This is a genomic window from Pedobacter psychrodurus, from assembly GCF_004331735.1.
Lineage (GTDB): Bacteria > Bacteroidota > Bacteroidia > Sphingobacteriales > Sphingobacteriaceae > Pedobacter > Pedobacter psychrodurus.
Genome location: NZ_SJSO01000002.1, coordinates 287,457 through 301,857, shown reverse-complemented (window position 1 = coordinate 301,857; position 14,401 = coordinate 287,457). Strand labels below are relative to the sequence as shown.

The following is a 14,401-nucleotide window of genomic DNA, read 5'->3' as shown; positions in this document are numbered from 1 at the left end:
TTAGGCTTAATTAATCTAATGTAATATCTAAACCTAAACCGCGTAACTCATGTACCAATACGTTGAACGATTCTGGTACACCTGGCGTTGGTAGGTTTTCACCTTTAACAATGGCTTCGTAAGTTTTGGCTCTTCCGATTACATCATCCGATTTAACGGTTAAGATCTCTTGAAGAATATTAGCCGCACCGAATGCCTCTAATGCCCAAACCTCCATCTCACCAAAACGTTGACCACCGAACTGGGCTTTACCACCCAATGGTTGTTGTGTAATTAATGAGTATGGTCCGATTGAACGGGCGTGCATCTTATCATCAACCATGTGACCTAATTTCAACATGTAGATAATACCTACAGTTGTAGTCTGATCGAAACGCTCACCTGTTAAACCATTGTATAAGTAGGTTTTTCCTGAAGCAGGAACTCCCGCTTTAGCAATCCACTCTTCTACTTCTTGGTGGGTAGCACCATCAAAAATCGGTGTTGCAAATTTAACACCTAATTCTTGGCCTGCCCAAGCTAAAATAGTTTCGTAGATCTGACCAAGGTTCATACGTGAAGGTACACCCAGTGGGTTCAACACGATATCAACCGGAGTACCATCAGCTAAGAAAGGCATATCTTCATCACGTACAATACGTGCAACAATACCTTTGTTACCGTGGCGACCCGCCATTTTATCACCTACTTTTAATTTACGTTTTTTAGCTACATAAACTTTTGCCATCTGTACGATTCCTGAAGGAAGCTCATCACCTACACTGATCGCAAATTTATCGCGTTTGTAAGCACCAAGTTCTTCGTTAACACGGATACCGTAGTTGTGAAGCAACATTTTAATCATCTCGTTTTTGTCGTCATCAGTAGTCCATTTGTTAGGGCTAATGTGAGCAAATTCAAGTTCTGCTAAAATTTTCTGAGTAAATTTAGCGCCTTTAGCAACCAATAATTCTTTGTAAATGTTAAATACACCCTGAGATGTTTTGCCGTTTACGATAGTGAATAATTTGTCAACTAATTCTGCTTTTAATTTCTCCGTGATATTGTTATATCCTTTGTCTAATTTCTCAATTGCCGATTTCTCTTCAGCTTTTGTAGTTTTCTTAGCACGGCTGAATAATTTAGTATCAATTACCACACCTTGGATTGAAGGAGGAGTTTTTAAAGACGCATCTTTAACATCACCTGCTTTATCACCAAAAATTGCGCGTAATAATTTCTCTTCAGGTGAAGGATCAGATTCTCCTTTTGGAGTGATCTTACCAATTAAAATATCACCTTCTTTTACATCAGCACCAATACGGATAATACCATTTTCATCAAGGTCTTTAGTAGCCTCTTCAGAAACGTTAGGGATATCTGGTGTTAATTCCTCTTCTCCACGTTTAGTATCACGCACCTCTAATTCAAACTCTTCAATATGCAATGAAGTGAAAACGTCATCACGAACAATACGTTCGTTGATTACAATCGCATCCTCAAAGTTGAAACCTTGCCAAGGCATGAAAGCCACTTTCAAGTTTCTACCCAATGCCAATTCACCGTTTTGAGTTGCATAACCTTCGCAAAGCACTTGTCCTTTAGTAACTTTCTGACCTTTCTTAACAATTGGTTTTAAGTTGATACAAGTATTCTGGTTGGTTTTTTTGAATTTAATTAAACGGTAAGTTTTGCTATCACCCTCAAATGAAACTAAACGATCATCTTCGTTACGCTCGTATTTAATCGTGATTTCGTTAGCATCAACATACTCAACAACACCATCACCTTCTGCATTGATCAAAGTTCTTGAGTCACGTGCAACGCGACCTTCTAAACCTGTACCAACAATTGGTGCTTCAGGACGTAACAATGGTACGGCCTGACGTTGCATGTTCGATCCCATCAAAGCCCTGTTCGCATCATCATGTTCTAAGAACGGAATTAACGAAGCAGCAATTGAAGTAATCTGGTTAGGCGCAACGTCCATTAAGTCTAATTTCTCAGGCTCAATAATCGGGAAGTCACCCTCGTAACGTGCTTTAACACGTGGCGTTGTAAATACACCTTTATCATCGTATTCTGCATTAGCCTGAGCGATGGTTTTACCATCTTCATCTTCTGCAGATAAATAAATAACGTCTGAATCTACAACTACTTTACCATCTTCAACACGTTTGTATGGTGTTTCAATGAAACCTAAATTATTGATTTTTGCATGCACACAAAGTGATGAAATCAAACCAATGTTTGGTCCCTCTGGAGTTTCAATAGTACATAAACGACCATAGTGCGTATAGTGAACGTCACGTACCTCGAAACCGGCACGCTCACGTGATAAACCACCTGGACCTAAAGCCGATAAACGGCGTTTGTGCGTGATCTCTGCCAATGGATTCGTTTGATCCATGAACTGAGACAACTGGTTAGTACCAAAGAAAGAGTTAATAACCGATGATAACGTACGGGCGTTAATCAAATCAGTTGGTGTAAACACCTCGTTATCACGAATGTTCATACGCTCACGGATTGTTCTGGCCATACGGGCTAAACCAACACCAAATTGTGCGTACAATTGCTCACCTACCGTACGTACACGACGGTTTGATAAGTGATCGATATCATCTACCTCTTCTTTTGAGTTGATCAATTTGATCAGGTATTTCACAATTGCAATAATATCTGCTTTTGTTAATACTTTAACCTCATCAGGGGTATTCATTTTCAATTTACGGTTGATGCGGTAACGACCAACATCTCCTAAATCGTAACGTTTATCTGAAAAGAATAAACGATCAATGATACCACGGGCTGTTTCCTCATCAGGTGGTTCTGCGTTACGCAAAGCACGATAGATGTTTTCTACAGCTTCTTTTTCTGAGTTTGATGTATCTTTCTGTAATGTATTATATATAATGGTATAATCTGCCTGACTTGCGCCATCTTCTTTTGATAAGATGATGCTTTTTACGCCAGCTTCGATAACCATATCAATGTGTTCGTCTTCTAGAACGGTTTCTCTTTCAAGAATCACTTCATTACGGTCGATAGAAACTACCTCTCCAGTATCTTCATCAACAAAATCTTCAACCCATTTTTTTAATACCCTTGCAGCCAGTTTACGACCGATGTATTTCTTTAAACCAGATTTACTAACTTTTACTTCGTCAGCAAGATCGAAAAGTTCCAAGATATCTTTATCAGAATCGTAACCGATAGCACGTAATAAAGTGGTAACCGGGAATTTTTTCTTACGATCGATATAAGCATACATCACGTTATTAACGTCTGTAGCGAACTCGATCCATGAGCCTTTGAAAGGAATTACACGCGCAGAATACAATTTGGTTCCATTGGTGTGACGGCTTTGACCGAAGAACACGCCTGGAGAACGGTGTAATTGCGAAACGATAACACGTTCTGCACCGTTGATAACAAATGTACCTTTTGGTGTCATATACGGGATAGTACCTAAGTACACATCCTGGATAATGGTTTCAAAATCTTCATGTTCAACATCATTACAAGAAAGTTTCAGCTTTGCTTTTAATGGAACATTGTAGGTTAATCCACGCTCAATACACTCATGTATATCGTAACGTGGCGGATCAACAAAATAATCAAGAAATTCTAATACGAAGATATTTCTTGAATCTGTTATTGGAAAGTTTTCAGCAAACACTTTAAACAAACCTTCGCTAGAGCGATCGTCTGATGTGGTATCTATCTGGAAAAATTCTCTGAATGATTGCAATTGCACATCCAGAAAATCCGGATAGTCTATAATGTGCTTACTAGTTGCAAAATTTACTCTTTGTTCGACTGTCTTTGCCAATGGACTAAAAGATTTTAGTTTAAGAATAAACTATTTGTTTGGTTCAGATTTCAAACAAGCTCATTAACCAAACAAAATGAGATGTTTATAAACAGGTAAAGACACCGACATTTTCAGTCGGTGTCTAATACATTTTTAGCTTAGCTAAGTTAAGTGATTACTTAATCTCAACTACGGCTCCAGCTTCTTCTAATTGTTTTTTAAGAGCTTCTGCTTCGTCTTTAGTAACACCAGCTTTTAATTCTTTTGGTGCTCCGTCAACTAAGTCTTTTGCTTCTTTCAAACCAAGGCCAGTTAAGTCTTTAACAAGTTTAACAACTGCTAATTTAGCGCCACCAGCTTCTTTAAGAATTACATCGAAAGATGTTTTTTCTGCAGCAGCAGCAGGTGCATCACCACCAGCAGCAGGACCAGCAACTACAGCAGCAGCTGCAGGCTCGATACCATACTCGTCTTTTAAGATTTGAGCTAATTCGTTAACTTCTTTAACGGTTAAGTTTACTAATTGCTCAGCAAACGATTTTAAATCTGCCATTTTATTAAGATTTTAAAAATTTACGTAAAAATAATTTTGTTTAATTGCGAACTTAAGGTGTTCGTTAACCTTCTCTTTCTTGTAGAGTTTTAACAATTCCTGCAATTTTGCCTCCGCTTGATTTAAGCGCAGATATAACATTCTTAGCTGGTGATTGTAATAATCCAATGATATCGCCAATAAGCTCTTCTCTCGATTTTAAGCTTACTAAGTTATTCAATTGGTCATCGCCAACGTATACTGATGAATCTATAAATGCTGCTTTAAGCAATGGTTTATCAGATGTTCTTCTCAAAGCTTTAATCAACTTAGCCGGAGCGTTTGCTGTTTTTGAGAATAATAATGATGATGAACCTTTAAGGGCTTCGTATATCTCAGAAGCATCGCCATCTAAACCTTCAATCGCTTTGCGGATTAAAGAGTTCTTAGCAACTTTCATGATGATATCACCTTCAAAACATTTGCGGCGGATGTTATTAATCTGCTCAACAGAAAGGCTAGAGGTATCAGCAATATAAAAATTGCCATACTCTTGCATTTGTCCTTGTAGTTCTAAAACTACTTCGTTTTTTTCTTCTCTGTTCATGATTAAATCCCCGCTACTGATTTTGTTTCAATTGCAATTCCAGGACTCATTGTAGAAGACACGTGAATGCTCTTAAAATAAGTTCCTTTAGCAGCAGATGGCTTTAATTTTGAAATTACCTGAATGATTTCAAGTGCATTCTCATAAATTTTATCTGCCGGGAATGATACTTTCCCTATTGAAGCGTGTATAATACCGCTTTTGTCTACTTTAAAATCAATCTTACCTGCTTTAACCTCTGTTACAGCTTTACCAACTTCGTTAGTTACTGTACCAGATTTTGGATTTGGCATTAAGTTCCTTGGACCTAAAACGCGGCCTAATTTACCTACTTTTGCCATACAAGCTGGTGTTGTGATAATAATGTCTACATCGGTCCAACCACCTTCAATTTTAGCCACATATTCGTCTAAACCTACGAAGTCTGCGCCGGCTGCTCTTGCTTCTTCTTCCTTATCAGGAGTTACTAAAGCTAAAACACGAACAGTTTTACCTGTACCGTGTGGTAAAGTAGCAATACCACGTACCATTTGATTCGCTTTACGTGGATCAACACCTAAAGATACATCAATATCAACTGATGCATCGAATTTAGTGGTAGTGATTTCTTTTACCAAAGCAGCAGCAGCCTGTAAAGTATAAGCTTTACCAGCTTCTATTTTAGCGTGTGCCTTTTTTTGATTTTTAGTTAATTTCGCCACTGTTGTAAACTGTTTTTTAATTAATTGTTCCAGGGTGCGTCACCAGAAACGGTGATTCCCATACTGCGTGCTGTACCAGCAACCATACTCATTGCAGATTCGATTGTAAATGCATTTAAATCAGGCATTTTATCTTCAGCAATAACTTTAATCTGGTCCCAGGTCACCGATCCAACTTTTTTACGGTTAGGCTCAGCAGAACCACTCTGTAATTTAGTAGCATCTTTTAACTGGATAGCTACAGGAGGGGTTTTGATGATGAAATCGAATGACTTATCAGCATAAACAGTAATTACAACTGGCAATACTTTACCTGCTTTATCTTGGGTACGAGCGTTGTACTGTTTGCAAAACTCCATAATGTTCACCCCTTTAGCACCTAATGCAGGTCCTACTGGTGGCGATGGATTTGCCGCTCCGCCTTTGATCTGTAATTTGATCATTGCACTGACTTCTTTTGCCATTTTGTGTTTTTTGTTTATTTAAAACTCAATGTTAAATATTGGAAGCATGTAACATTTAATTCCTTTATGTTCCTATAAAACTAAAAGGACTGCAAAGATATGGATAATCTTGCAGATGCACAATAGATGGAGAGAAATATATTTTATAAACTTAAACCCAAGCTAGATCAGCACATTAATTTTTCAAAACCTTCTATTAATATCACATCTAATTAATTGGATCAAAAAAATTATTTATCAAGGGTTCTAATAAAACTACCTTATGCATAGAATCAGTGGCGAATATTGGCCATAACGATGAAAAACCACTTAAAAACTCATTCAAATTAGAAATTTTATCATCATCTGGTCGCTTAAAAAGTATTGGTAGAATTAATATCTTACTTCTATAGCCAAAATCATCCAAATGCATTTTTTTAAAATCAGCTATTAAGTGCTCATTTACAATAATAATTTTGGTTTTATTTTTTGTTACACTATCTGAAAAGAAAATATCATCAACATTTCCCAGTGAATCAACAGAAAGACCAATTGAAAATAAAAAAACGTTATTCTTTTGCTTACTAAATAGCTCCTTGCTGTTGATATATTTATCCAATTTTTTAAGAACTAAAATTCTTATATCTTTTTTCTGTTTCGGAAAAGTGATGAGTATTGATGAAGATTCAACACTGTTCGATTCCTGTGAGAAAGATACGCTTACAAGACATAGCAGGAAGCATACAGTAAAAATTATTCCTTTCATATTCGATTAATTACAATAAGTACCGTGTCTCAAATTTGCAGCCGTGTTCTTTCTGTGCCTATTCATCAAATTTTGAATTTCTACACGTTCAGCTTCTGATAATTTTGTGTTATAAAATGGAGTATCTTCTAATCCCCCCAAGACAATGCCCAGGCGTCTCTATCACTAAGATTTGGAAATGCAACCTTTAGCGCACCCGTCATCAAAAACAGATATTTATCTGCCATAGTTTGGTGCTGATTAGCTATCAAATACTTACCTGAAGCATTCTTTCCAATTTGAGTATCCATGTAAGCATGCAAAATCTCGTGGTATATTGTTGACAGAATATATTCTTTAGACCTTTGTGGTAATGTATTTTCATTTAGATTAATTATAAACGAGTATGCGCTATTACCATGTGTGGTGCCTGCAACTGTATCTGGTAAGGTAGTAATGTCATAAAAAACGATATCACGATCATTGAAGTTATTAGTACCAAATTCATCATTTAACATATTTCTAATTGTTGTTTTAGCAGTCTGAGCAAGTGATAATTGCTCTTTTATACATGTGTTGTCAATACTATCCTTTAACTCTTTTACAGTACAACTAACTTTTCCTGTATTCCCACCAATACAACCACAATTTGGTATTTCAATGGCAGAACCATTTACATTACCGTTGCAATCAACATAAGGATCAGGAGAACCATCCTCGGGTTCAACATCTACCTCTTCGTACTGACCACCACCAGCACCGGAGCAACTAATACTATACGAGTAGCCTGTTAATTTTGGGAAACATGCTTCATAGCTTCCTTCTCGCTCAAAGCAAATTGTGGCATAAACCGGATAACCAAAAATACTACAAGACTGAGAAAATTTATCTGGACCTATTCCCATTTGCAATGTTTTTTGGGTATTTTTGATTCTTCGAAAAGTCGTTGTTTTTCCATGTTGATACTTCCAGCCATTCAAAAACGTCCCATTAAGACTGTAAAAATTGATATCTCCGCTGAACTTACCTACATTTCTAAAATGCATATCATGTAAATCAGTTTTGTTATCCGAAATAATACTCATGTAATACCCTTTTGTTACATTATTCTTTAAATTCTTAATAAAGAGGAGCTTAAATAAATTTTTCGAAAAAAGTTCTTTACCCTGCTCCAGATTAATATCATACCTACTTATAAAAACACCTTTTGGATTATCAAAATCAGCTTCGTAAATCAAAGTGTCGCCTATTTTAGACTCTTTGATTGTTTCTCATTTTGGATTTAATGACGCAAGTAGATTCGTATTCAAATTATTTGAATTCATAGTTTTATACAAATGTTTTAAATTTTCAATCTCGGAGATAGAAAGGTCATTATGTTTGTCCTTTTTACAAGAATAAATAACAATAGTTGTTGTTAATAATAAAGTTAAAGCCAGCAAACACTGCTTTAATAAGGCGTAATTTTTCTTCATTTTGTTAATTTAGATTTAACCAATTAATAATTATGTGAGAGATGAGATGAACTAGTATAGCAATAAATTTAAAACTACAAATAAATAAGATAAAAACGTATCTAAAAAATGAAGACATAAAAAAACCCCGAATTAATCGGGGCTTCTGAATATCTCAAAATAATTTCTTATTCTTTTTCTACTTGCATGTAGTTAAGCTCAAGTGGTGTTTTACGACCGAAGATTTTAACCATTACTTTCAGTTTTTTCTTCTCTTCGTTTACCTCTTCGATAATACCCGAGAAACCATTGAAAGGTCCATCCATAACTTTGATGCCTTCGCCAACATAGTAAGGCACATTCATGGTCTCACCCTGCTCGCTCATTTCATCAACTACACCTAATATACGGTTAACTTCTGCCTGGCGCATTGGGATTGGATTACCCGCTTTATCGCCTAAGAAACCAATAACACTGTTAATTCCTTTAATGATGTGCTCTAATTCGCCATCTAATGTAGCTTCGATTAAAACATATCCAGGATAGAAGTTACGCTCTTTGGCAATTTTTTTACCATCTTTCATTTGGTAATATTTTTCCATTGGTATTAAAACCTGAGGAACCAAATGAGAGAAACCTAAACGGCTGATCTCAGCATCAATGTACTGTTTTACTTTCTTTTCTTTACCGCTAACAGCCCTTACAACGTACCACTTTAGATCGCTCATTCGTAAATATTAATTAGAAAGTGATTTATAAAAAGTATCTAACACGAATGTCGATCCTTTATCCATTGCAAAAATAACCAATGCAATAATTAAAGAAGCCACTAATACAAGAATTGCCGAACTTTGCAGTTCGCCCCAAGTAGGCCATGTAACCTTCTGGGTCATTTCATCGTACGATTCTTTTATAAACTCAACTACTTTAGCCATATTATAACGATTAAATGATTGAGTTAGTGAGTGAGAGAATGTAAAATACATTCAATCATTTAAAACATTCACTAATTCAATCATTGTTTTTGGCACGGGAACAAGGATTCGAACCCTGATCAAAGGTTTTGGAGACCTCTATTCTACCGTTGAACTATTCCCGTAATTTAAAAGCTAAGTACTTAAGTTATCTCAAGCACTTAGCTTTCTTTATTCTTCCTAAAGCCCCTTAAGGGGTTTGGGGTTTTATTTTACAATTTCAGTTACCTGACCAGCACCTACTGTTCTACCACCCTCACGGATTGCGAAACGTAGACCTTTTTCCATTGCGATTGCGTTGATCAATTTCACAGAAATTGTAACGTTATCACCTGGCATTACCATCTCAGTACCTTCAGCTAGTGAAATTTCACCAGTAACATCTGTAGTACGGAAATAGAATTGTGGACGGTATTTGTTGAAGAATGGAGTGTGACGACCACCTTCTGCTTTTGATAATACATAGATCTCAGCTTTGAAATCAGTATGAGGAGTTACTGAACCTGGTTTACAGATTACCATACCACGACGGATATCAGTTTTCTCAATACCACGTAACAATAAACCTACGTTATCACCAGCTTCACCATAATCTAATATCTTACGGAACATCTCAACACCAGTAACTGTAGATTTTAAGTTCTCAGCACCCATACCTAAGATTTCAACTGGATCTCCAGAGTTGATTACACCACGCTCAATACGACCAGTTGCTACAGTACCACGACCAGTGATCGAGAATACATCTTCAACAGGCATTAAGAATGGAAGTTCAGTTAAACGTGGAGGAATTGGAATGTAGCTATCTACAGCATCCATTAACTCCATAATTTTTCCAACCCATTTAGCATCTCCGTTCAAACCACCTAAAGCAGAACCTTGAATAACAGGAATATCATCACCAGGGAAATCGTAGAACGATAATAATTCACGAACTTCCATTTCTACTAATTCTAATAATTCAGGATCATCAACCATATCCACTTTGTTCATGAATACAACCAATGAAGGTACACCAACCTGACGAGCCAATAAGATGTGCTCACGAGTTTGTGGCATTGGACCATCAGTAGCAGCAACAACGATAATAGCACCATCCATTTGAGCCGCACCTGTAACCATGTTTTTAACATAATCCGCGTGACCTGGACAATCTACGTGTGCGTAGTGACGGTTTGCAGTTGAATACTCAACGTGCGCAGTATTAATAGTAATACCTCTTTCTTTTTCCTCAGGAGCTGAGTCAATTGAATCGAATGAACGTGCCTCAGATAAACCTGCATCAGCTAAAACTTTTGTAATAGCTGCTGTTAAAGTTGTTTTACCGTGATCGACGTGACCGATTGTACCGATGTTTAAGTGCGGTTTACTACGGTCAAATTTTTCTTTTGCCATTTTATTTATAACTAATTAGTAGGTTAACTTTTTATTAATTTTTTATTTATTGTTTTGATGCAATGCAACACAAAAAACCTTGTCTACACTGCATATTAAACAGATTTAACAAAGCTTTATTATCCTGAGCCAACTATGGGAATTGAACCCATGACCTCTTCCTTACCAAGGAAGTGCTCTACCGCTGAGCTAAGTCGGCTTTTTAGTTTCCAGTTCCAGTCTTTTAGTTTTAAACAATTTAAAACTGTAACCAATAACTGCCCACTTTTCTAATTTTATTGGAGCGGAAGACGAGGTTCGAACTCGCGACCTATAGCTTGGAAGGCTATCGCTCTACCAACTGAGCTACTTCCGCTTTTAAAAACTAGTGATTGATTGAATGAAAGAATGAGAGATTTATTCTATCATTAAAACATTTGGTCATTCATTTAAAGTGTGGGGAGAGAAGGATTCGAACCTTCGAAATCTTGCGATAACAGAGTTACAGTCTGTCCCATTTGGCCGCTCTGGAATCTCCCCATTTTTTACTTCAAAATGCTAACACTTTAAAATAAAAAGAGCCTCCTATCGGAATCGAACCAATGACCTACTGATTACAAGTCAGTTGCTCTACCAGCTGAGCTAAGGAGGCTTTAAATTTTGTGCAATGATACGAAAAATCTTCATTTTTCATACTATTAACGTGTTTTTTTAAAACTTTTATCTTTTTAAAGAACAACCCTTTTCTTCCTGGCCTAACACCGTTTCCGAAAGGGAATGCAAATATACACACTTATATTTCACTTCAAAATAAATTTGAAAAAAAATAGCGAACTTTTTTAGCCCTTTAACTCAATATAGATGATTTAGCATAATAGGTACTTCATAATCAGTCGCTTTGCTTTGACATAAAAACCGAATATTATTTTTAACTTTTTATACGTTCTAATTAATGTGAACTGGTTTTTAGCTATAACTGTTCTTTTCTTTATTTACCTAGCCCATCCAATTATTAGCCCGTATGCCTCTTGTTACATTTAAATCTCTTATTCTTTCAAAAACAACGGATAGGAATAAAATGCCCCATCCAACTGGCATAATTCATAAAAAAACGGCAACACGATGATGAATCATGTTGCCGTTTGGTTAAATGGGTATGCTATTTTAGTAATCAGCAGCTTCGCTTTCGCTTAAAATTGCTTTATGTTCACTTAATTTTGTACGTGTTTTATCTTTATGTTTAGTGATCTGCTTTCTCAACGATTCAATTGCCAGATCTGTGGCTTCTTCAAATGATTTACATTGTTCTTTAGCGAAAAGTGTACCACCCGGCACAATGAGTTTTATTTCGCTGATCTTATTGGCCTCATTATCTACGTTCTCTAACTTTAAATATACTTCTCCGCTAATGATCTGATCAAAAAACTGATCTAGCTTGTTTACTTTCTTCTGTATAAAATCTAACAACTTACTGTCTGCACTGAAGTGGATTGATTGAACTCCGATTTTCATTTTTCCTCCTTTTTTTACGCCTTTGGATGGGCTTGTTTATAAATTGTTTTTAATCTTTCGATCGAATTGTGGGTGTAAACCTGGGTTGCTGCTAAACTCGCGTGGCCCAAAAGTTCTTTAATTGCATTTAAATCTGCTCCCGCATTTAGCAGACTTGTTGCATAACTGTGCCGAAGCACGTGGGGACTTTTCTTTTCATTGGTTGATACGTGGTTTAGGTATGAGGTAACAATACGGTATATTAATTTTGGATATGCCGCTGCACCTGTATTGGTAACGATTAATATAAGTAAATTGTTATTAAACTTTTGCAACTTTTTTAATTCAATATAGGTATTTACCTGATTAATAAGCTGTTTATTTATAGGAATAATCCGCTCCTTATTTCTTTTCCCCAACACCTTGATCGTTCCCGAATACACATCAATATCGGTATCTTTTAACTGAAGTAACTCGGTTAAACGCATGCCGGTACCAAAAAGCAGTTCGATTACCAGATGGTCGCGAACGGAGGGAAAGCTTTCATTAAAATACTGCTCAGAATCCAATAGCTGATCCATTTTTTGCGAATCAACAAACACAGGAAGTCTTTTAGGTATTTTTGGCGCTTTAATTAAAACAGTAGGGTTTTGATCAATCTTTCCCTCCCTCAATAAAAACTTATAAAAACTTCTTAAAGTAGAAATTTTCCGGTTGATGGTATTTTCTGATGTTTTATGCTCCATCAAATCTACCATATAACTGCGAATATGGGTATGCTTAATTTCTAGAAGGCTTAGCTCTAATGTGATATTGATATACTCCACAAACTGATCTAAATCTGTTTGATAAGAAGTAATGGTATGCTGAGAATAGCGCTTCTCATGAGTTAAATAGGTGATAAAACTTTTTAGCAACATTCAATATCTTTTTGGGAGGCATTGATATGAAGTTACAAATAGTTTTGATATAAAGAAATCATTAATTAATTGTTTATTGTAAAGTTTTCGATTTCTTTTAAAACCAAAAAAGTCCCCCGATTTTATATTGGGAGACTTTAATGTATTTATATCGTAACAACTATGAAGTTGTATCTAGATTCATATTCTGAATGTAAACAGCATGTTTAATTTCAGTACGGCGAGCAACGGATTTTTTCTCGTATGCTTGGCGACTACGTAGTTCTCTCAATACACCAGTTTTTTCAAACTTTTTCTTGAAACGTTTAAGGGCTTTATCTAATGATTCGCCGTCTTTAATGTTGATAATGATCATAACGCTGAAATACCTCCTCTCGTGGTTTTTAAATTTTCCCTTGTTATCGGGGATGCAAATGTAAGTAAAATATTGAAAATGAGAAAGATTTTATAAAAAGAAAATTTATTTAAATCATTGGTTAAACTAAACTGTTGTTTACCTACATTTATATATACATTATTTGATATGACAACAGGCAAAAAAGTAGGCTCCATTATCGCAGTTCTAGTCGTTATTTTACTTATAGCAATTTGCTATTACCGGTATTTCTTCGTTTTTGGCGAAGGTGTTAAAGCAGGTGAACTAAATTATGTAGTGAAGAAAGGTTATATCTTTAAAACATACGAAGGTAAATTGATTCAAAGCGGGGTAAGATCCAAACAAGCCGGCACCTTACAAAACAACGAATTCGAATTTTCTATTGCAAATAAAGAAATTGCTGATAAAATGATGGCCAATAGTGGAAAGTTCTACGAGCTGCATTACAAAGAATATAAAAACACCTTGCCTTGGCGCGGATTTAGCGTTTACGTAGTAGATAGCATTTTAATAACGAAAGATTTACCACAATAAGCTGAACATGAGCAGAAAGCGAAAAGTCCAAAGACTAAAGAGCTAGGAGGATAGTTTAGGCACCGTGCCTATTAGCTTTGGTCTTTCAGCTTTAGCCTCTAAGCTTTCAACCTTTCTTTGGCACTTTCACTCCTTCCTTCATCGCTTCCGATAGCAATTGCCTGCCTTCGGCAGTCACCTTTTTACTGGCTTTTTCAGAATACTTTGCTATTTTTTGTTCATTAGTCATTAGTTAGTGTGGTTAATCGGTCTATTGTTTAATCGATTAACTGACTCCAAACGCTCAACTCCAAACTCATCGCAGGTCAATTGTTTATTGGTTATTGCTCTTTAGTCTTTAGTCTTTAGTCTTTAGTCTTTAGTCTTTAGTAAAAACACTGACAGCTGAAAGTTGGTTTCCAAAATTTAAACAAAAAATCCGGAGGTGGTTAAGCCATCCGGATTGCTCATAATA

Annotated in this window: 15 protein-coding genes and 5 tRNA genes; 1 reads left to right on the top strand and 19 read right to left on the bottom strand. The window is 36.1% G+C overall.

The genetic code is table 11. The features are described from left to right. Nucleotides 1–10 precede the first annotated feature (10 nt). The 18 genes from rpoB to rpsU form a co-directional block, all read right to left on the bottom strand. Complete coding sequence (rpoB, locus tag EZ456_RS03095; RefSeq protein ID WP_131527204.1) at nt 11–3,814, bottom strand: DNA-directed RNA polymerase subunit beta; 3,804 nt, start codon at nt 3,812–3,814, stop codon at nt 11–13. Between the two features lie 157 nt (nt 3,815–3,971). Beyond that, complete coding sequence (rplL, locus tag EZ456_RS03090; protein WP_029279312.1) at nt 3,972–4,349, bottom strand: 50S ribosomal protein L7/L12; 378 nt, start codon at nt 4,347–4,349, stop codon at nt 3,972–3,974. Between the two features lie 64 nt (nt 4,350–4,413). After that, nucleotides 4,414–4,935 carry a 50S ribosomal protein L10 gene (gene rplJ, locus EZ456_RS03085; protein WP_029279314.1) on the bottom strand — a complete coding sequence of 174 codons (522 nt, stop codon included), beginning with the start codon at nt 4,933–4,935 and terminating at the stop codon, nt 4,414–4,416. A 2-nt stretch (nt 4,936–4,937) separates the two neighbouring features. Further along, complete coding sequence (gene rplA / locus EZ456_RS03080; RefSeq protein WP_116250007.1) at nt 4,938–5,636, bottom strand: 50S ribosomal protein L1; 699 nt, start codon at nt 5,634–5,636, stop codon at nt 4,938–4,940. Nucleotides 5,637–5,656: 20 nt separating this feature from the next. Further along, complete coding sequence (rplK, locus tag EZ456_RS03075) at nt 5,657–6,100, bottom strand: 50S ribosomal protein L11 (RefSeq protein ID WP_010601094.1); 444 nt, start codon at nt 6,098–6,100, stop codon at nt 5,657–5,659. Nucleotides 6,101–6,308: 208 nt separating this feature from the next. After that, complete coding sequence (locus EZ456_RS03070; RefSeq protein WP_131527203.1) at nt 6,309–6,845, bottom strand: hypothetical protein; 537 nt, start codon at nt 6,843–6,845, stop codon at nt 6,309–6,311. 128 nt (nt 6,846–6,973) lie between these two features. After that, nucleotides 6,974–8,062 carry a hypothetical protein gene (locus EZ456_RS03065; RefSeq protein WP_131527201.1) on the bottom strand — a complete coding sequence of 363 codons (1,089 nt, stop codon included), beginning with the start codon at nt 8,060–8,062 and terminating at the stop codon, nt 6,974–6,976. A gap of 404 nt (nt 8,063–8,466) precedes the next feature. Beyond that, the gene (nusG, locus tag EZ456_RS03060; RefSeq protein ID WP_025143263.1) at nt 8,467–9,006 is read right to left on the bottom strand and encodes a transcription termination/antitermination protein NusG; all 540 of its coding nucleotides are present in this window, start codon (nt 9,004–9,006) and stop codon (nt 8,467–8,469) included. A gap of 9 nt (nt 9,007–9,015) precedes the next feature. Next, the gene (gene secE / locus EZ456_RS03055; RefSeq protein ID WP_029279332.1) at nt 9,016–9,213 is read right to left on the bottom strand and encodes a preprotein translocase subunit SecE; all 198 of its coding nucleotides are present in this window, start codon (nt 9,211–9,213) and stop codon (nt 9,016–9,018) included. A gap of 90 nt (nt 9,214–9,303) precedes the next feature. After that, a tRNA-Trp gene (locus EZ456_RS03050) sits at nt 9,304–9,377 on the bottom strand. An 82-nt stretch (nt 9,378–9,459) separates the two neighbouring features. Then, nucleotides 9,460–10,647, bottom strand: coding sequence for an elongation factor Tu (tuf, locus tag EZ456_RS03045; protein ID WP_123205454.1), 1,188 nt, complete (start codon nt 10,645–10,647; stop codon nt 9,460–9,462). Nucleotides 10,648–10,774: 127 nt separating this feature from the next. After that, a tRNA-Thr gene (locus tag EZ456_RS03040) sits at nt 10,775–10,846 on the bottom strand. An 80-nt stretch (nt 10,847–10,926) separates the two neighbouring features. Continuing rightward, nucleotides 10,927–11,002, bottom strand: a tRNA-Gly gene (locus tag EZ456_RS03035). Nucleotides 11,003–11,083: 81 nt separating this feature from the next. After that, a tRNA-Tyr gene (locus EZ456_RS03030) sits at nt 11,084–11,166 on the bottom strand. 39 nt (nt 11,167–11,205) lie between these two features. After that, nucleotides 11,206–11,278, bottom strand: a tRNA-Thr gene (locus EZ456_RS03025). A gap of 512 nt (nt 11,279–11,790) precedes the next feature. Further along, nucleotides 11,791–12,138, bottom strand: coding sequence for a ribosome hibernation-promoting factor, HPF/YfiA family (gene hpf, locus EZ456_RS03020; RefSeq protein ID WP_131527199.1), 348 nt, complete (start codon nt 12,136–12,138; stop codon nt 11,791–11,793). Between the two features lie 14 nt (nt 12,139–12,152). After that, nucleotides 12,153–13,037, bottom strand: a complete 885-nt coding sequence (locus EZ456_RS03015; RefSeq protein WP_131527197.1) for a tyrosine-type recombinase/integrase — start codon at nt 13,035–13,037, stop codon at nt 12,153–12,155. Between the two features lie 160 nt (nt 13,038–13,197). Next, on the bottom strand, nt 13,198–13,392 hold the full coding sequence (gene rpsU / locus EZ456_RS03010) for a 30S ribosomal protein S21 (RefSeq protein ID WP_025143268.1): 195 nt from the start codon (nt 13,390–13,392) through the stop codon (nt 13,198–13,200). A gap of 168 nt (nt 13,393–13,560) precedes the next feature. Between rpsU and EZ456_RS03005 the strand changes: the two genes are divergently transcribed. Further along, the gene (locus tag EZ456_RS03005) at nt 13,561–13,947 is read left to right on the top strand and encodes a hypothetical protein (RefSeq protein WP_131527195.1); all 387 of its coding nucleotides are present in this window, start codon (nt 13,561–13,563) and stop codon (nt 13,945–13,947) included. A 106-nt stretch (nt 13,948–14,053) separates the two neighbouring features. Here EZ456_RS03005 and EZ456_RS25615 read toward each other — a convergent pair whose 3' ends face one another. After that, nucleotides 14,054–14,176, bottom strand: a complete 123-nt coding sequence (locus EZ456_RS25615; RefSeq protein WP_262711958.1) for a hypothetical protein — start codon at nt 14,174–14,176, stop codon at nt 14,054–14,056. Nucleotides 14,177–14,401 lie beyond the last annotated feature (225 nt).

Excerpts from the sequence above, each read along its gene's own strand:
- EZ456_RS03015 (WP_131527197.1), bottom strand. The coding sequence starts at position 13,037 with ATGTTGCTAAAAAGTTTTATCACCTATTTAACTCATGAGAAGCGCTAT.
- hpf (WP_131527199.1), bottom strand. The coding sequence starts at position 12,138 with ATGAAAATCGGAGTTCAATCAATCCACTTCAGTGCAGACAGTAAGTTG.
- rpsU (WP_025143268.1), bottom strand. The coding sequence starts at position 13,392 with ATGATCATTATCAACATTAAAGACGGCGAATCATTAGATAAAGCCCTT.
- rplJ (WP_029279314.1), bottom strand. The coding sequence starts at position 4,935 with ATGAACAGAGAAGAAAAAAACGAAGTAGTTTTAGAACTACAAGGACAA.
- tuf (WP_123205454.1), bottom strand. The coding sequence starts at position 10,647 with ATGGCAAAAGAAAAATTTGACCGTAGTAAACCGCACTTAAACATCGGT.
- secE (WP_029279332.1), bottom strand. The coding sequence starts at position 9,213 with ATGGCTAAAGTAGTTGAGTTTATAAAAGAATCGTACGATGAAATGACC.
- EZ456_RS03005 (WP_131527195.1), top strand. The coding sequence starts at position 13,561 with ATGACAACAGGCAAAAAAGTAGGCTCCATTATCGCAGTTCTAGTCGTT.
- EZ456_RS25615 (WP_262711958.1), bottom strand. The coding sequence starts at position 14,176 with ATGACTAATGAACAAAAAATAGCAAAGTATTCTGAAAAAGCCAGTAAA.
- nusG (WP_025143263.1), bottom strand. The coding sequence starts at position 9,006 with ATGAGCGATCTAAAGTGGTACGTTGTAAGGGCTGTTAGCGGTAAAGAA.
- rplK (WP_010601094.1), bottom strand. The coding sequence starts at position 6,100 with ATGGCAAAAGAAGTCAGTGCAATGATCAAATTACAGATCAAAGGCGGA.
- EZ456_RS03070 (WP_131527203.1), bottom strand. The coding sequence starts at position 6,845 with ATGAAAGGAATAATTTTTACTGTATGCTTCCTGCTATGTCTTGTAAGC.
- rplL (WP_029279312.1), bottom strand. The coding sequence starts at position 4,349 with ATGGCAGATTTAAAATCGTTTGCTGAGCAATTAGTAAACTTAACCGTT.